The organism is Bacillus sp. BSL6 (genome assembly GCF_052928345.1).
In genome coordinates, this window is record NZ_JAVGCW010000009.1 from 162,137 (window position 1) to 179,225 (window position 17,089).

Consider the following 17,089-nt stretch of genomic DNA (forward strand, 5'->3'; position numbering starts at 1 on the left):
CCACCAAATATGTATTGGTGGAGACGGTGGGAGTCGAACCCACGTCCAAAAATATCGGCACTTAAGCTTCTACGAGTGTAGTCGATATATTAGCATTTCGCAAACTCTTCAGCCTATCGACAGGCTTCCAAGTTGCTAGTCTGGTTATTCTCTTCCTTTGTCCTCAGACGGCGAACTCCGGCGTAGTCCACTTAGTTTGAGTCCCTTACCCTACCACATGGACGATGGAGGGAGGAACCTTTAGTGCAATTAAGCAGCTAAAGAAAGATTGTTTTGTTTGCCAATTATAGGCTTTGACGTTTTAACGAGGCCGATCCCCTCGACTCGCAACCTAAGCTCGAACTATCCCTGTCGAATCCGTAACGTCCCCATGATAAAAATGGAGCATACGAAGAAAATTTCGTGATAGCTACTAAGAGCTGTTTTTCAATGTGCAACAATCTTACATAAGTTATTATAACATACGCGCGCCGTTTTACAAATGTAAATATCTGTATTACATCTTTTGGCGATCACGGAACGCGCGTGCAATTTCACGTTTAGCTTCTTTCTCTTTTAAATCGTGACGTTTATCGTATTGTTTCTTACCTTTTGCTAAACCAAGTGCCATTTTCGCAAATCCATTTTTCAAATAGATTCTAACTGGAACTAGTGCATATCCTGTCTCTTTTGAAGCACCCGCTAACTTCTCAATTTCTTTTTTATGAAGAAGTAACTTTCTCGTGCGAAGCGGATCGTGGTTGAAACGATTTCCTTGTTCGTACGTACTAATATGCATATTATGAACCCATACTTCACCATTATGTACACGTGCAAACGCATCTTTCAAGTTCACGCGTCCAGCGCGAATCGACTTAATTTCCGTTCCTTGAAGGACAAGCCCTGCTTCGTATGTTTCTTCGATGAAATAATCATGAAATGCTTTTTTATTTTGTGCAATAACCTTACCTGAACCTTTTGGCATATAACGTCCCTCCTCTATTTTTACTATTGTAACAAATGTTACTAAAAAGCGAAAGTGGCTCGCTCAGAATGTGAGGTGGATGGAGCTTCTGACCTTGAGGCGTTCTTTGCCTCTAGAGAAGAAGCGAAGCCGCCGAACATTCTAGCCACTGTAGCTGGATTATACAAAAAGCGAAAGTGGCTCGCTCAGAATGTGAGGTGGATGGAGCTTCTGACCTTGAGGCGCTCTTTGCCTCTCGGGAAGAAGCGAAGCCGCCAATCATTCTAGCCACTGTAGCTGGATTATACAAAAAGCGAAAGTGGCTCGCTCAGAATGTGAGGTGGATGGAGCTTCTGACCTTGAGGCGCTCTTTGCCTCTCGGGAAGAAGCGAAGCCACCGAACATTCTAGCCACTGTAGCTGGATTCCGATAAAAAGCGAAAGTGGCTCATTCAGAATGTGAGGTGGATGGAGCTTCTGACCTTGAGGCGCTCTTTGCCTCTCGGGAAGAAGCGAAGCCGCCGAACATTCTAGCCACTGTAGCTGGATTTCATAAAAAGCGAAAGTAGCTCGTTCTCCAGCCACTAAGAAAAAAGAAAAAGCCCCGCTTTTTATCAAAGCGAAGCCATCCTTTTCTTACTTACGCTTTTTCTTCTTCTTCTTGAATCCTGGTACGTTTTCGAAGAATGCTTTTTTCTTCTTGCCGTTACCATCTTTTTTCCCTGGTTGGCTAGCGGACGCGGATGCAGATCCTCTTCCTTTACCTTTGCCACCACGATCAAATTTTCTTCCTGTGCCACGTTCTCCGCCGCGCTCATTACTGCGTTCGCTACGTCCGCCGCGTTTCTTTCTGCCTGTTCTTGGCTGTTCGATAACGACTGGGCGGTCTTTGAACTTACGACGAGGCGTACCTTTCATACCAACGATTTCAAAGTCAATTGCACGCTCGTCTTTGTTTACGTTAATAACGCGAATTGTAATTTCGTCACCAATGCGGAATACGTTACCTGTACGTTCGCCGATCATTGCGAAGTGCTGCTCATCATAACGATAGTAATCATCCGTTAAGTAACTAACGTGTACAAGACCTTCAATTGTATTTGGAAGCTCTACGAATAAACCGAAGTTTGTTACAGAGCTAATCATACCATCATACTCTTCACCAATCTTATCGACCATATACTCTGCTTTTTTCATTTCGTCTGTTTCACGTTCTGCTTCAACTGCACGGCGTTCCATATTAGAAGAATGATCTGCAATCTCAGGTAATTTTTCACGCCATTTTGCTTGCGTTTCATTATCGACTTTACCGTTAATGATATATTCACGAATTAATCTATGAACAATCGTATCTGGGTAACGACGAATTGGTGATGTGAAATGTGTGTAGAACTCAGTTGATAAACCAAAGTGACCTAAACTTTCTGCATCGTAACGTGCTTGCTTCATAGAACGAAGCATTACTGTCGAAATGACTACTTCTTCTGGCTGCCCTTGAACCATTTCAAGAATTTGTTGCAGCGCACGAGGATGTACTTCATTTGCACGTCCTTTTACCGCATATCCAAAGTTCGTTACAAACTCAAAGAAACGCTCTAGCTTATCTTCTTTCGGATCTTCATGGACACGGTACATGAATGGTACGTTCATCCAGTGGAAGTGCTCTGCTACTGTTTCGTTCGCGACAAGCATAAATTCTTCAATTAACTTCTCTGATACAGAACGATCACGCATAACAACGTCTGTCGGTTTTCCTTCTTCATCTACTAATACTTTCGCTTCTTTAAAGTCAAAGTCGATTGCCCCGCGGCGCATACGTTTTTCACGTAAAATTTGTGCCAATTGGCCCATCTCTTTAAACATCGGTACGAGCGGCTCATAGCGTTTAATTAATTCTTCGTCCTCATCTTCTAAAATGCTTCTTACGTCAGCATACGTCATACGCTCTGTCGTTTTAATTACACTTTGGAAAATCTCGTGCTTTACAACGTCACCTAAATTGTTGATTTCCATTTCACAAGATAACGTCAGACGGTCTACTTTCGGATTTAATGAACAAATACCGTTAGATAGACGATGCGGAATCATCGGGATTACACGGTCAACAAGATACACACTCGTCGCTCTTTCTGCTGCTTCTACATCAATTGGAGAACCTTCTTGAACGTAATGGCTTACATCCGCAATGTGAACGCCAAGCTTATAGTTACCGTTCTCAAGCTTCGTTACTGTAACAGCGTCATCTAAATCTTTCGCGTCTGCACCGTCAATCGTTACGATCATTTGGTCACGTAGGTCACGGCGATCTTTTAAATCTTCCTCTGAAATCGTTTCTGGTACACTGTTTGCGTGTTCCATCACTTCCTCTGGGAATGCTAAAGGTAAATGATGTTTATGAATAACAGATAAAATATCTACTCCTGGGTCATTTTTATGACCTAGAATTTGAATAACTTCACCTTCTGCACTTAAACGATTCTCTGGATAGCTCGTAATTTTCACAACTACTTTATGACCTTCTACAGCGCCCATTGATGCGCTTTTCAATACGAAAATGTCACTCGTCCAGCGCTTATTGTCAGGTATAACAAATCCAAAGTTTTTCGATTCTGTATATGTACCAACTAGTTCTTTCGTTCCGCGTTCTAAAATGCGTACAATGGAACCTTCTTGACGCGAACCACTCGATTGAGAACTAAGGCGTGCTAATACTGTATCACCATGAAGCGCACCGTTTAATTCTGTAGGCGGAATGAAAAGATCGTCGTCTCCTGTTTTCTTCTCGTCTGGTACAACAAACGCAAAGCCACGTGCATGTCCAATTAACTTACCACGTATTAAATTCATCTTTTCAGGAAGACCGTAACGGTTGCTACGAGTACGAATAACAAGTCCCTTTTCTTCCATCGTTACAAGTGCCTTTACGAAATCTTTAAAGCCCTCAGAACCTTCAATCCCAAATGCCTCTTCTAACTCTTGTATCGTTAGCGGTTTATACGCTTCTTCTCTCATAAATAATAACAACTTATCAATATGTTCTTGTATGATTTCTTCCAAGCAAAAATACCTCCTTTAAAACCTTATATTATTTAGTGTATCCGAAAGATAGGGGATGTATAAAGCGAAACTTCAATACTCCCCTTATGATTTTTACAGTTTTCACAAAAAATTCCTTATGAAAAAAAGAGGCAACTAGATCTTACCAATCTAGTTGCTCCAAGAAGTTATATACATCCTCATGTAGCTCGTCACGCTGCTTATCAAGTGTAATGACATGCGTAGAGTCTTCATACCATTTAATGTCTTTTAACGTTGATTCTACACCGTTATAAATAATGTTCGCACTATCTGTATTAATCATTTCATCATGACGCGCTTGTACAACAAATGTTGGTGCATAAATCATGTCCACATTGTTACGTACGTCAGCAATTAATTGTTGTAATGCTTTTAATGTATTCATCGGTGTCTTTTGGAATTCCAACATTTCTTGTTCGATTTGCTCTGGTGATTTTTGCTCACGCTTTTTATATTCGCGGGCATATGCCAATATACCTTGGTACATCGTTTCTTCACTCTTAATATACATCGGTGCACACATTGGCACTACACCTAAAACCGGTACTGTATAACCTAATTTTAGAGAAAATACGCCGCCAAGTGACAATCCAACGACAGCAATTTTCTCAAAACCTTTATCTTTTAAAAGCTGATATGCCTCCGTTACATCTTGCCACCAATCTTCAGGACCTGTATGAACAAGTTCTTCTGGTGGTACACCGTGCCCTTTATAAATTGGCGCATGACAAGTGTAGCCTTTCTTTTCTAAGAAACGCCCTAACATGCGTACATCAGCTGAGTTTCCTGTGAATCCATGTAGTAATAAAACAGCGCGGTCTCCACCCTCAAATGTAAATGGTTTCGGAGATGCTAATTTCATCATGTACTTCTCCTCTTTCTCTTCTGTAATCTAGTCGTATTCTTTCTATATCTAGTGTACCATATTTATATTTCTATAATCTAATTAGAAACATCTTTCAAATGGCAAAACAAAAAAAGAAGAACCATTAGTACATCCTACTAACGCTTCTTCTTTCAATTCTATAAGTTTAAGTACGTAACACCAATTGTTAATGCGAAGAACAATACAGCTAAAACAATTGTAATACGGTTTAATACCGCTTCAATTCCACGTGCTTTTTGCTTACCAAATAATTGCTCTGCACCGCCTGAAATTGCACCTGAAAGGCCTGAGCTATTACTAGACTGCATAAGTACCATAACAATCATTAAAATCGATACAATAATAAGTAAAACGGATAATAACGTATGCACTTGGCGTACCTCCTACAAAAATTCAGTTATTGTAACTGTAGCATAAATTCTATAGAAAAGCGAGAGCTATAAGGTTGCTCTCGCTTTTCTTCTACTACATGAACATCATTGCAAATAACGGCCCGAGCAAACATGTCAAAATCGCTGTTAATGTCATTGTTACCGATCCAATAACACCTTCATGTTCATTATTTTTCATCGCTCTCATCACACCCATAATATGAGAAGCACATCCAAATCCGATCCCTTTACCAACTGAGTTTGTAACACGGCTCCATTTTAATAAAAGCGGGCCGGTAATCGTTCCAGTAATACCTGCAATAACAACGAAAGCTGCTGTTAATGACGGTACACCACCAACTTGCTCTGAAACACTCATCGCAACTGGCATTGTCACTGATTTTGGTAAAGAAGATAAAATTAAGCTTTTATCTGTTCCCATAAGTGACGCAATAGCAAAGTCACTTGCAATGGCAACTGTTGTACCTACTAGTACCCCGCCGGCAATCGGTACAACATATTTTTGAAGAACGTGGCGTTGTTTATAAAGAGGAATTGCAAATGCTACAACACCGGGTCCAAGTAGCTTTGCAATCCAGCCACCACCACTTTCCATATAATGTTGATACGGTATATCAAGCACGATAAATAGGAAAGCCATTAATCCTGTTGCTACAAGCATTGGAATGGTGAATGGTGTTGGAAATAATTTATAGATTTTTTTAGATAATTGATATAATAGCACCGTAAAAAGAACCCAACCGATCCCGATTAATATTTGACTCATCGCGACTCTCTTTCCTTTCTATTCGCAAGATATTGTCCTGTATGTCCTGCGACAATAATGATTAAAAATGTACTCGCTACAACTGTAATGAAAAGAGAAATTCCTTTACTCATAAAAAAAGCACCGTAATTCATTAGGCCAAGCGTTGGCGGAATTAATAAAAACGGCATAATAGCAACGAGTGTTTCTGCTCCTAAATCGAACCATTTCACTGGAAGAACTTTTAGGCTAAGTAAAACAAGTAAGAGGAACATTCCAATCAAACTTCCTGGGATTGGAATATTTAACATTTCTTGTACCCAAGTTCCAACCATATAAAAAACGTAAAGAGCAGCAATTTGGACAAGAATCTTTGTAAATTTCATGTTCATCATCCCTCTTGTTTATACGATCTTCTGTTAATATCTTTATCATAGTATAAATTGTAAAAAGCTGCAATTTATCAACTTGACATCAAAAAACACCTATGTTATACGCTTACAACCTTGATATGACTACATTTCCAAGAGGAAATTAAGTCAAAAACCTTGACCTAATATAAGAAGTTTTTATTTTCTGAATTTTAAAGGTTGTTATTTCAATAAAATAATCTTTTTACCTTTAAGCTTACATATATATAAAGTGAAACTTTAATCAGTGGGGGGTTCTTTAACCCCACTGATTATTAGCCCTCACCAATCGGACTTTTATGGGCAGCCCGACCCCACCTAAATTCCTTGCTTTCGCTGAATTTTGAGGTGGGGGTCTTACTGCCCATTAAAGTGGGATAAACAAGATAGGTGGTGAACATATGCCCAAAAAAGTTCTTATTTTTTGTGATCCTGGCATTGATGATACGATGGCTCTCCTCTTAGCATTCTTTATCGATGAAATAGAAATCATCGGTATTGTTGCTGATTACGGCAATGTTCCAAAAGAGATAGCCGTACAAAATGCTCATTTTCTTAAGAATGAAACAAGGAATAGAAATATTAAGATATTCGGTGGTTCAGAACGCCCTCTTACTGGTGCCCCGCCTGCTTTTTTTACAGAAGTACACGGGAAACAAGGGCTTGGGCCAATTATTCCAAATGGGAATGTGACTAACGGAGAAATGGAGAATTTCTTTGAAGTGATTCCTCTTATTGAACAGTATAAAGATGAATTAATCATTGTAAGTTTAGGAAGACTTACCTCTCTAGCAATTTTATTTATCATGTGCAAACAGTTAATGAAACAAATTAAATCTTACTACGTAATGGGCGGTGCCTTTTTACATCCTGGTAATGTTACCCCTATTTCTGAAGCAAACTTTTATGGCGATCCTGCTGCCGCTAATATAGTCCTTCAATCCTCACCTAACATGTACATCTATCCATTAAACGTCACCCAATATTCCATCATTACACCAGAAATGGCTGAATATATTGAAGCAAAAGGAAAAGCCCCACTCGTCAAACCGTTATTCGATCATTATTACTACGGCTATTATAAAAATGCTCTACCACATTTAAAGGGTAGCCCCTTCCATGACACAATGCCAATACTCGCTTTACTTGATAACTCTATGTTTACGTATCACAAATCACCTATCGTTGTCATGACCGAATCTTATGCACAAGGAGCAAGCATAGGGGAATTTCGTTCTTTAGGAAATTCTAAACCATTTATGGATTGGCCGAGTCATCAAATCGCAATTGATTTTGATTATAATCGTTTCTTTAAACATTTCATGTCACTTATGACGGGTGAGCAATTTTAGCATAAAAAAACAGACCGTGATTTCTCACGGTCTGTCGTTATTTTCTACAATTATCGTTTGATGTTGTAGAAAGATTTGATACCATCGTAAACAGCGATTTCGCCTAGTTCGTCTTCGATGCGTAATAATTGGTTGTACTTAGCAATACGGTCAGTACGGCTCATAGAACCAGTTTTGATTTGGCCAGCGTTAGTTGCAACTGCGATGTCAGCGATTGTAGCATCTTCAGTTTCACCAGAACGGTGAGATACAACTGCTGTGTAACCAGCACGTTTAGCCATTTCGATAGCTTCGAAAGTCTCAGTTAAAGTACCGATTTGGTTAACTTTAATTAAGATTGAGTTAGAGATACCTTTTTCGATACCTTCAGCAAGTTTTTGAGTGTTAGTTACGAATAAGTCGTCACCAACTAATTGTACTTTGCTTCCAAGACGCTCAGTTAATAATTTGTGACCATCCCAGTCGTTTTCGTCTAAACCATCTTCGATAGAGATGATTGGGAAGTCTTTGCAAAGCTCTTCGTAGAAATCAACCATTTCTGCAGAAGTTAAGCCAGTACGGCCTTCGCCTGCAAGGTCATATTTACCAGTTTCTTTGTTGTAGAACTCAGAAGAAGCAACGTCCATTCCTAAGAATACGTTCTCGCCAGCTTTGTAACCAGCTTTTTCGATAGCTTCGATGATTACTTCTAATGCTTCACGGTTAGAACCAAGGTTTGGAGCGAATCCACCTTCGTCACCTACTGCAGTGTTAAGACCTTTGTCATGTAATACAGCTTTAAGTGCATGGAATACTTCAGCACCCATACGGATTGATTCTTTGAATGTTGGAGCACCAACTGGTAAGATCATGAACTCTTGGAAGTCTACGTTGTTATCAGCGTGAGAACCACCGTTGATGATGTTCATCATTGGAGTTGGTAATTGTTTTGCATTGAATCCACCAAGGTAACGGTATAATGGAAGACCTACGAAATCAGCTGCTGCGTGAGCTACTGCCATAGATACACCAAGGATAGCGTTAGCGCCTAGTTTACCTTTGTTTGGAGTGCCATCTAATTCGATCATAGCACGGTCGATACCAGCTTGGTCAGTTACGTCGAAACCAACGATTTCTGGAGCGATAATTTCGTTAACGTTGTTTACTGCGTTAACAACACCTTTACCAAGGTAACGAGATTTGTCACCGTCACGTAATTCTACTGCTTCGTGTTCACCAGTAGATGCACCACTTGGTACGATAGCGCGTCCGAAAGCGCCGCTTTCTGTGTAAACTTCTACTTCTACAGTTGGGTTACCACGAGAGTCAAGGACTTCGCGAGCATAAACATCAATAATTGTTGACATAATAAATTCTCTCCTTTTTATATAAGCAAATTATTTAATAATTGTTTTACCTGTCATTTCTTTCGGTTGCTCAACACCAAGAAGTGTAAGCATAGTTGGAGCGATATCACCTAAGATACCACCTTCACGTAATTCTACGTCGTTCTTAGTAACGATGAAAGGAACCGGGTTAGTTGTATGAGCTGTCATTGGCTCTCCGTCAGAAGTTAATTCTTCGTCAGCATTACCATGGTCAGCAGTAATAAGTGCTACACCATCTTTTGCAAGAATCGCTTCTACAACTTTTCCTAAACATTCGTCAGTTGCTTCTACTGCTTTAATTGTTGGTTCCATCATCCCAGAATGGCCAACCATATCACAGTTCGCAAAGTTAAGAATGATAACATCATGTTTATCATTTTCGATTTCATTTACTAAAGCGTCCGTTACTTCGTAAATGCTCATTTCAGGTTTCAAGTCATACGTTGCAACCTTCGGTGAGTTAATTAAGATACGCTCTTCTCCTGGGAATTCAGCCTCACGACCACCGCTAAAGAAGAATGTAACGTGCGGATACTTTTCAGTTTCCGCGATGCGAAGTTGCTTTAATCCCGCTTGCGCAACAACTTCACCTAAAGTGTTATCAAGGTTCATTGGCTTGAATGCCACGTAACCATCTACTGTTTCACTAAAGTGTGTCATACATACGAATTCTGGAATGTGAGGTACTTTTTCACCACGATCGAACTCACGGAAGTCTTCGTTTGTAAATACACGAGCAATTTGAATTGCACGGTCTGGACGGAAGTTATAGAAGATAACTGCATCATCATCATTGATTGTTGCAACTGGCGTGTTATCTTCGTTAACAATTACAGACGGCAATACGAATTCATCATAGATACCATTTGCATAAGAGTCTTCTACACACTCTTCCGCTGATTTATAAGTAGGTCCTTCACCATTCACCATAGCACGGTAACATTTTTCTACGCGATCCCAACGCTTGTCACGGTCCATGGAGTAATAACGACCAGAGATAGTCGCGAATTGTCCTACTCCTGTTTCTTTAATTACTTCATTTGTTGCATCAATATAGCTTTGTGCTGTTTTTGGTCCAACATCGCGGCCATCTAAGAATGCATGAATGTATACTTTCTCAACACCTTCTTTAGCTGCTAAGCGAAGAAGAGCAAACATGTGGTTCATGTGACTGTGCACACCACCGTCAGAAAGTAAACCGAATAAATGAAGTGCAGTACCTTTTTCTTTTACGCTTTTAATTGCACTTTGGAACGTTTCGTTCTTATCGAACTCACCTTCACGAATTGCAACGTTTACGCGTGTTAAGCTTTGATATACAATGCGGCCAGCACCGATATTTAAGTGACCAACCTCAGAGTTACCCATTTGACCTTCTGGAAGACCTACTGCCTCGCCACAAGCTGTAAGCGTTGTGTGAGGGAACTTGTTCCAGTAACCATCAAAATTAGGTTTCTTAGCTTGTGCTACAGCATTCCCGTAAGTTTCTTCACGAAGTCCGAAACCGTCAAGAATAATTAGAGCTGTTGGCTTTCTCATTTTACCGCCTCCAGAAGACCTAAGAACGAAGCAGGCTCTAAGCTAGCACCGCCAACTAAAGCGCCGTCGATGTCAGATTGTGCCATGTACTCTTTAATGTTTTCTGGTTTTACGCTACCGCCGTATTGAATACGAACAGCTTCTGCAGCAGCTGGAGAAACAGCTTCTGCAACAACTTTACGGATGTGCGCACATACTTCGTTTGCATCTGCAGAAGAAGAAGATTTACCTGTACCGATAGCCCAGATTGGCTCATAAGCGATAACAGTTGCTTTAACTTGCTCTTCTGTTAAACCTGCAAGTGCTTTTGTCACTTGACCTGCTACTAGATCAAATGTTTTTCCACTTTCGCGCTCTTCTAAAGTCTCACCACAACATACGATTGGTGTTAAACCATGTTCAAATGCTGCGATAGTCTTTTTGTTTACTGACTCATCTGTTTCAGCAAACATTTCACGACGCTCAGAGTGGCCAAGTACTACGTAGCCTACTTTTAAGTCGCTAAGTGCTACTGGGCTAATTTCGCCAGTGAATGCACCATTTTTTTCGAAGTGCATGTTTTGTGCACCTACTTGTAAATCAGTTCCTTCAGTCGCTGCTACAAGGCGCTCTAAGAATAGAGCTGGAGAGCAAACTACTGCATCAACAGCTGAAGCTGCTGGGATTTGACCTTTAACTTCCTCTACGAAGCTAACTGCTTCAGATAGAGTTTTATTCATTTTCCAGTTACCTGCGATAATTGGTTTACGCATGCTTTGCACCGTCCTTTTTCTTTGGCTGCTACTTATTTGTCGTTAAGACAAACTACACCTGGAAGCTCTTTACCTTCCATGAATTCTAATGACGCACCGCCGCCAGTAGAAATGTGGCTCATTTTATCAGCCATACCGAATTTTTCAACAGCTGCTGCAGAGTCACCACCGCCGATAACAGAGTATGTACCTTCTGCATCTGCTAATGCTTGTCCTACTGCTTTTGTACCTTGTGAGAATGGAGTCATTTCGAATACACCCATTGGTCCATTCCATACAACAAGCTTAGAGTTTTTAATTACATCTGCATAAATTTCACGTGTTTTAGGACCGATGTCCACGCCTTCCCAGTTAGAAGGGATAGAGTCGATACCAACGATTTTAGTTGTTGCAGTTTCAGAGAATTCCTCAGTGATTACAACATCAACTGGCATGTAGAAGTTTACGCCTTTTTCTTTTGCAAGTTGCATAAATTCTTTTGCTAGTTCAATCTTGTCGTCTTCACATAGAGATAGACCAATTTCATGACCTAAAGCTTTAACGAATGTGTAAGCAAGTCCGCCACCGATGATTAAGTTATCTACTTTGTCTAATAGATGACGAATTACACCGATTTTATCTTTTACTTTCGCCCCACCGATGATAGCTGTGAATGGACGTTCTGGGTTAGAAAGTGCTTTACCTAATACTTCTAACTCTTTTTCCATTAATAGACCAGATACTGCTGGTAGGTAGTCTGCGATTCCTGCTGTAGAAGCATGAGCACGGTGAGCTGCACCGAATGCATCGTTTACGAAGATGTCAGCAAGAGCTGCAAATTCTTTCGCAAGTTCTGCATCGTTCTTTTCTTCGCCCGCATAGAAACGTACGTTTTCAAGAACTAATACGTCGCCTTCGTTCATTGCTGCAACCATTTCTTGTGCAACTGGTCCGAATGCTTCGTCTGCTTTTTTAACGTCTTTACCAAGAAGCTCGCCTAAACGTGCTGCTACTGGAGTTAAACGCATTTCTTCTACTACTTGACCTTTTGGACGGCCTAAGTGGCTTGCTAAAATAACTTTCGCACCTTGCTCTACTAAATATTGAATTGTAGGAAGAGCTGCACGGATACGAGTTTCATCTGTAATTTTGCCTTCTTTCATAGGTACGTTGAAGTCAACGCGGCAAAATACACGCTTACCTTTTAAATCTACGTCACGAATTGATTTTTTGTTCATTGGATTTCCCTCCGACTACTAGTTAGGATTGACAAAACCCACTCAAAAGCTTAACACATTTGCTTTTAAAACGAAAGAAGAGAGAGAGGGAACAAACCCTCTCCCTCGTTTTGTCATTGATAACTTATATAATTAAGAATTAAAGACCTTTAGAAGTCATGTAAGCTGCTAGGTCTACTACGCGGTTAGAGTAACCAGTTTCGTTATCGTACCAAGAAAGTACTTTAACCATGTTACCTTCCATTACCATTGTAGATAATGCATCGATTGTAGAAGAAGCTGTACATCCGTTATAGTCGATAGATACTAATGGCTCTTCGCTGTATCCAAGGATACCTTTTAATTCGCCTTCAGCTGCTGCTTTGAATGCTGCATTTACTTCTTCAACTGTTACTTCTTTGTCAAGTTCAACAACTAGGTCAACTAGAGAAACGTTAGCAGTTGGAACACGTACAGCGCCACCGTTTAATTTACCTTTAAGTTCTGGTAATACTAATGCTACAGCTTTAGCTGCACCAGTAGATGTTGGGATCATGTTTTCAGCTGCTGCACGAGCACGACGTAAATCTTTGTGTGGTAAGTCTAAGATTTGTTGGTCGTTAGTGTAAGAGTGAATTGTTGTCATCATTCCGCGTTTTACGCCGAATTTTTCGTTTAATACTTTAGCGAATGGAGCTAAACAGTTTGTAGTACAAGAAGCGTTAGATACTACGTTGTGGTTAGCTGCATCGTATTGTTCGTGGTTAACACCCATAACTACAGTGATATCTTCGTCAGAAGCTGGAGCTGAGATGATAACTTTCTTAACTGATCCACCTAAGTGTTTTTCAGCGTCTGATTTTTTAGTGAAACGGCCAGTAGATTCTACTACTACTTCTACTCCGTAGTCGCTCCATGGTAATTGAGCTGGGTCACGCTCAGCGATAACTTTAATTTCTTTACCGTTAACAACGATGCTGTTTTCGTTAGCAGATACTTCTGCATTTAAAGTTCCGTGAACTGTGTCATATTTTAAAAGGTGAGCTAATGTTTTAGCATCTGTTAAGTCGTTGATTGCTACTACTTCTACCTCAGAGTTGTTAAGAGCTGCGCGGAATACGTTACGTCCGATACGTCCAAATCCATTAATACCAATTTTAGTCATTTGAATTTCCTCCTTGGGGGATTATATTAAAGGGTAATACCCTTTGTTAACTGTTTTGCTGCACCTTCATCTGTAATTAGAATTGAAGTGTGCCCTTGTTTAATTACAGCCTGTATTGCCTTTGCCTTTGAAGAACCTCCAGCGACTGCAACAACGTGAGATACATTTTGTAAATCCTCAAGTTGCATACCAACTGTTCTTACTTTATGAACAACATTTCCTTGTTCATTAAAGTAGTAACCGAAAGCTTCGCCAACTGCTTCGCTTGCCTGAATCTTTAACCAATCTGCTTCTGAAGTATTTCTGCGACGTGCCATTGTTAACGCATCACCTATTCCATGAATGACGATATTGGAAGATCGAATCAACTCAAGAACTTCTTTCACGGAAGGCTCTGTCACAATAGACGCATATGCTTCGCTGCTAACATGGTCTGGAACATACAATAAGCGATAATTACTCATCGTATTTTGCGCCATCTTGGCACAAATAGTATTGGCTTCTAACTCGACGCCTTCTCCAATTCCACCACGTGCTGGGACAAATAGCATATGTAAATCTTTGCAATCAAGCTGCATCATGTCCGCAACAGCAGCTAGCGTAGTTCCTCCAGCCACAGCAACGATATTATTCGCTGTCAGACGGTCTTTTATACAAGTCACACAAGCACGGCCCATCTCCAGTTTGACCCAAGGCGATTCATCACTATCACCAGGGACAACGAAAACTTCATCCAAGTCTAATGTTTCCTTAAGTTGCTTTTCTAAAACCTTTAACCCGGAAATTTCTTTCATAAAGTCTTCCAAAGCAAGAACTAAAGCTGTTCCTTCTTCTGTCAATGTCATTCCAGAAGAAGCGACGTGAACTAAGTTTTGTTCTTTCAAAACTTGAACTTCACTTCGCAATACTCGTTCTGTCATACCGAGACTTGCTGATAAGTTTCTTCTTCCAATCGGCTGCATGAGCCTAATGTATTGAAGAATTTGCATTCTCGTTTGCATAACAGGTAGCAGATCAGGTAATAATTTTTTTGTGTTCTGAATCCATGAGCGCATATCTTTTCTCCTCACTACATCGGTTCATTTTTCCTCCATGGTCACTTTACGTCCCGTAGTGACATTTTGTGTCCCACATAGGTTAAAAAAATAATCCCTGCTACGTGTATTATTGTAACAGGAGATAGAAACTTATTCAACTCTTAACTGCATTCTTTATATAGTTTATTATGACACCTTTGTGAATGTTACCATATTCTACTTGTTTTCCGTCTATTTCTACAACCGGAATCATTAGATGATATTTTTCTAAAAGGTCATTATCTTCATATATATCTATTTCCTCGATTTGAAAAGAATATTCACATTGTACTTCCTGTAAAACTTGTTTCGCCTTCACGCAAAGGCCACAATCATTTTTTGTATACAGTACAACTTTCATCTTCCTCACCTATCCGATTGTTTTTCGTAATGACGACGCTGGAATGTGCATTTGCTCTCTATACTTCGCCACTGTTCTTCGAGAAATAACGATTTCATGCTCTTCTTCTAATAATTTTGAAATCTTTTGATCTGAAAGTGGCTTTTTCTTATTCTCTGCCTCAACAAGCGTTTGAATAAATTGTTTTACACGCTTTGTAGAAACTGCTTCATCTTCAGTAGTCGAAACGGCATTACTAAAGAACGATTTCATCTCAAATAAACCGTGTGGTGTTTGCACATATTTATTTCGCGTTGCCCGACTAATTGTCGATTCATGGACGCTTAACTCTTCTGCTACTTCTTTTAAAGCAAGTGGCTTTAAATACTCCGGACCTTTCCAGAAGAAATCACGTTGTTTTTCCATAATAATGGTCATTACTTGCAAAAGCGTTTGTTTTCTCTGTTTCAAACTACGCATAATCCACTGCACATGCTGATACTTTTCTGAAACGTAAGATGCTACTTCACTTTCACTATTATTAAGAAGCGCACTATATTCAGAATGAATTTCAATTCTCGGCATATTTCTCTCATTCATTTGTAAAACGAGACGATCGCCATCTTTTTTCACTGCCATATCAGGCACAATATAAAGTGGTTTATCAGAAGAAAACGCAAGACCTGGTTTCGGCTGTAATGACGTAATACAGTTCACCGCCGATTGCAATTCCTCATTACTACACTTCAACACTTGAACAAGCTTTCTCCAATCTTTCTTCACGAAATAAGCGAAATGATCTTCTACAACCTCTTCTGCCAATCCATTCCGCCTTTGTAAGCGCTTCAATTGTAAGGTTAGACATTCCTGAATATTACGCGCCCCTACCCCTGCTGGCTCCAGTGATTGGACAAGCTCTACAGAGCGGTCGACTACATGAAGTGGTACGGAAAGAAGATTTGCTAACTCTTCATTCGTTTCTTGTAAATACCCATTTCCATCCATGTTCATAATAATGAAAGAAGCTACTTTTCGCTCTTCTTCCTCTATTTTATAATACTGTATTTGATTTAATAAATGTTGCTGAATCGTTGTAGAATCCACACTGTAGATTTCCATCTGATTCTCGACTTGTTTGCTGGTACTTTTACTGTTGTTAGAGCTCTTTTTCTTCTCCCTCTCAAAACCACCTAACTCAATAAGGGGATTCTCTAACGATTGCTCATACAAAAACTCCGATAATTCTTGTACATTATACTGGAGCATTGTAATCGCTTGCCTTAACTCTTGTGTCATTGCCAAACGTAAGCTTTGTTCTTGTAAAAGACTTGCCTTCAAACTAATCTCCCCCTTGTTTCTATTGTACAATAAGTTTGGTAAAAGGAGAATGCTATCACAGACACCCATTCCAAAATATTATTAATTTATATGTATTAATGAGATTTACAACTTAAAACCGAAATTTGAATAATATTGAAAGAAAATATTAAACTCATTTTTTATTACCACGTACTAATAGTAACTTTTAATTTTATATATAACAACATTAAATTTATCTCTTTTCAATCCCAAAATAAAAAGAGCAGTTTAGGTATAGTGACTCTTCACTATGCCTAACTACTCTTTTATGATTACTATTAAGGAAGAAACCTCTTATTTAAAGCTAAGGAACTTTGATTCCTAATTACATAGGAATCATAGAGATAATCGTTCGATTCACTAGACGCTCCTTGAATTCCTCTCATCTCTTCCACAGATAACTCAACTATTTTTTTCGCACTTCTCTCGCCACTACTATCCATCATTTTTTGTTTTCTTTTCGAAAAAAATCTCATTATTTATTCCCCCC

General features: G+C 39.7%; 16 protein-coding genes and 1 other RNA gene. 1 reads left to right on the forward strand and 16 read right to left on the reverse strand.

Translation table 11 applies throughout. The features are described 5' to 3' along the window. Positions 1 to 15 precede the first annotated feature (15 nt). From ssrA to RCJ96_RS23825, 7 genes are all read right to left on the reverse strand, one after another. Positions 16 to 370, reverse strand: a transfer-messenger RNA (tmRNA) gene (gene ssrA / locus RCJ96_RS23795). A gap of 126 nt (positions 371 to 496) precedes the next feature. Further along, a complete protein-coding gene (smpB, locus tag RCJ96_RS23800; protein ID WP_001123905.1) occupies positions 497 to 964 on the reverse strand; it encodes an SsrA-binding protein in 468 nt (155 codons plus the stop codon). Positions 965 to 1,578: 614 nt separating this feature from the next. Next, on the reverse strand, positions 1,579 to 3,999 hold the full coding sequence (gene rnr, locus RCJ96_RS23805) for a ribonuclease R (protein ID WP_242304749.1): 2,421 nt from the start codon (positions 3,997 to 3,999) through the stop codon (positions 1,579 to 1,581). 142 nt (positions 4,000 to 4,141) lie between these two features. After that, positions 4,142 to 4,882, reverse strand: coding sequence for a carboxylesterase (gene estA, locus RCJ96_RS23810; RefSeq protein ID WP_000761976.1), 741 nt, complete (start codon positions 4,880 to 4,882; stop codon positions 4,142 to 4,144). A 161-nt stretch (positions 4,883 to 5,043) separates the two neighbouring features. Further along, entirely contained in the window at positions 5,044 to 5,277 is a 234-nt protein-coding gene (gene secG, locus RCJ96_RS23815) for a preprotein translocase subunit SecG (protein ID WP_000557262.1), read from the reverse strand. 94 nt (positions 5,278 to 5,371) lie between these two features. Then, positions 5,372 to 6,064 (reverse strand): LrgB family protein, encoded by a 693-nt coding sequence (locus RCJ96_RS23820; protein WP_000078304.1) that lies wholly within the window; start codon positions 6,062 to 6,064, stop codon positions 5,372 to 5,374. Beyond that, complete coding sequence (locus RCJ96_RS23825; RefSeq protein WP_000673222.1) at positions 6,061 to 6,429, reverse strand: CidA/LrgA family holin-like protein; 369 nt, start codon at positions 6,427 to 6,429, stop codon at positions 6,061 to 6,063. Before RCJ96_RS23825 ends, RCJ96_RS23820 begins: the two co-directional genes overlap by 4 nt. A 425-nt stretch (positions 6,430 to 6,854) precedes the next feature. Between RCJ96_RS23825 and RCJ96_RS23830 the strand changes: the two genes are divergently transcribed. Continuing rightward, positions 6,855 to 7,805 (forward strand): nucleoside hydrolase, encoded by a 951-nt coding sequence (locus RCJ96_RS23830; RefSeq protein ID WP_074608740.1) that lies wholly within the window; start codon positions 6,855 to 6,857, stop codon positions 7,803 to 7,805. A 50-nt stretch (positions 7,806 to 7,855) separates the two neighbouring features. Here RCJ96_RS23830 and eno read toward each other — a convergent pair whose 3' ends face one another. The 9 genes from eno to RCJ96_RS23875 form a co-directional block, all read right to left on the reverse strand. Continuing rightward, the gene (gene eno, locus RCJ96_RS23835) at positions 7,856 to 9,151 is read right to left on the reverse strand and encodes a phosphopyruvate hydratase (protein ID WP_000103957.1); all 1,296 of its coding nucleotides are present in this window, start codon (positions 9,149 to 9,151) and stop codon (positions 7,856 to 7,858) included. A 30-nt stretch (positions 9,152 to 9,181) separates the two neighbouring features. Beyond that, the gene (gene gpmI, locus RCJ96_RS23840) at positions 9,182 to 10,711 is read right to left on the reverse strand and encodes a 2,3-bisphosphoglycerate-independent phosphoglycerate mutase (protein ID WP_001231150.1); all 1,530 of its coding nucleotides are present in this window, start codon (positions 10,709 to 10,711) and stop codon (positions 9,182 to 9,184) included. Continuing rightward, positions 10,708 to 11,463: a triose-phosphate isomerase gene (gene tpiA, locus RCJ96_RS23845; RefSeq protein WP_001231036.1), complete on the reverse strand. Its 756-nt coding sequence runs from the start codon at positions 11,461 to 11,463 to the stop codon at positions 10,708 to 10,710. The genes gpmI and tpiA overlap by 4 nt, the downstream gene beginning before the upstream one ends. Positions 11,464 to 11,495: 32 nt before the next feature. After that, the gene (locus tag RCJ96_RS23850; protein ID WP_001036353.1) at positions 11,496 to 12,680 is read right to left on the reverse strand and encodes a phosphoglycerate kinase; all 1,185 of its coding nucleotides are present in this window, start codon (positions 12,678 to 12,680) and stop codon (positions 11,496 to 11,498) included. A gap of 139 nt (positions 12,681 to 12,819) precedes the next feature. Beyond that, on the reverse strand, positions 12,820 to 13,824 hold the full coding sequence (gap, locus tag RCJ96_RS23855) for a type I glyceraldehyde-3-phosphate dehydrogenase (RefSeq protein WP_000161236.1): 1,005 nt from the start codon (positions 13,822 to 13,824) through the stop codon (positions 12,820 to 12,822). Positions 13,825 to 13,850: 26 nt separating this feature from the next. Continuing rightward, entirely contained in the window at positions 13,851 to 14,879 is a 1,029-nt protein-coding gene (cggR, locus tag RCJ96_RS23860) for a gapA transcriptional regulator CggR (RefSeq protein ID WP_001258187.1), read from the reverse strand. Between the two features lie 136 nt (positions 14,880 to 15,015). Then, entirely contained in the window at positions 15,016 to 15,261 is a 246-nt protein-coding gene (locus RCJ96_RS23865; RefSeq protein ID WP_000869738.1) for a glutaredoxin family protein, read from the reverse strand. A 9-nt stretch (positions 15,262 to 15,270) separates the two neighbouring features. Further along, positions 15,271 to 16,578 carry an RNA polymerase factor sigma-54 gene (gene rpoN / locus RCJ96_RS23870; protein WP_000647974.1) on the reverse strand — a complete coding sequence of 436 codons (1,308 nt, stop codon included), beginning with the start codon at positions 16,576 to 16,578 and terminating at the stop codon, positions 15,271 to 15,273. 299 nt (positions 16,579 to 16,877) lie between these two features. Beyond that, positions 16,878 to 17,075 carry a hypothetical protein gene (locus tag RCJ96_RS23875; protein WP_001210631.1) on the reverse strand — a complete coding sequence of 66 codons (198 nt, stop codon included), beginning with the start codon at positions 17,073 to 17,075 and terminating at the stop codon, positions 16,878 to 16,880. Positions 17,076 to 17,089 lie beyond the last annotated feature (14 nt).

Coding starts and splice junctions, on each gene's coding strand:
- smpB (WP_001123905.1), bottom strand. CDS start 964: ATGCCAAAAGGTTCAGGTAAGGTTATTGCACAAAATAAAAAAGCATTT.
- estA (WP_000761976.1), bottom strand. CDS start 4,882: ATGAAATTAGCATCTCCGAAACCATTTACATTTGAGGGTGGAGACCGC.
- RCJ96_RS23820 (WP_000078304.1), bottom strand. CDS start 6,064: ATGAGTCAAATATTAATCGGGATCGGTTGGGTTCTTTTTACGGTGCTA.
- RCJ96_RS23825 (WP_000673222.1), bottom strand. CDS start 6,429: ATGAAATTTACAAAGATTCTTGTCCAAATTGCTGCTCTTTACGTTTTT.
- RCJ96_RS23830 (WP_074608740.1), top strand. CDS start 6,855: ATGCCCAAAAAAGTTCTTATTTTTTGTGATCCTGGCATTGATGATACG.
- eno (WP_000103957.1), bottom strand. CDS start 9,151: ATGTCAACAATTATTGATGTTTATGCTCGCGAAGTCCTTGACTCTCGT.
- gpmI (WP_001231150.1), bottom strand. CDS start 10,711: ATGAGAAAGCCAACAGCTCTAATTATTCTTGACGGTTTCGGACTTCGT.
- tpiA (WP_001231036.1), bottom strand. CDS start 11,463: ATGCGTAAACCAATTATCGCAGGTAACTGGAAAATGAATAAAACTCTA.
- RCJ96_RS23850 (WP_001036353.1), bottom strand. CDS start 12,680: ATGAACAAAAAATCAATTCGTGACGTAGATTTAAAAGGTAAGCGTGTA.
- gap (WP_000161236.1), bottom strand. CDS start 13,824: ATGACTAAAATTGGTATTAATGGATTTGGACGTATCGGACGTAACGTA.
- cggR (WP_001258187.1), bottom strand. CDS start 14,879: ATGCGCTCATGGATTCAGAACACAAAAAAATTATTACCTGATCTGCTA.
- RCJ96_RS23865 (WP_000869738.1), bottom strand. CDS start 15,261: ATGAAAGTTGTACTGTATACAAAAAATGATTGTGGCCTTTGCGTGAAG.
- RCJ96_RS23875 (WP_001210631.1), bottom strand. CDS start 17,075: ATGAGATTTTTTTCGAAAAGAAAACAAAAAATGATGGATAGTAGTGGC.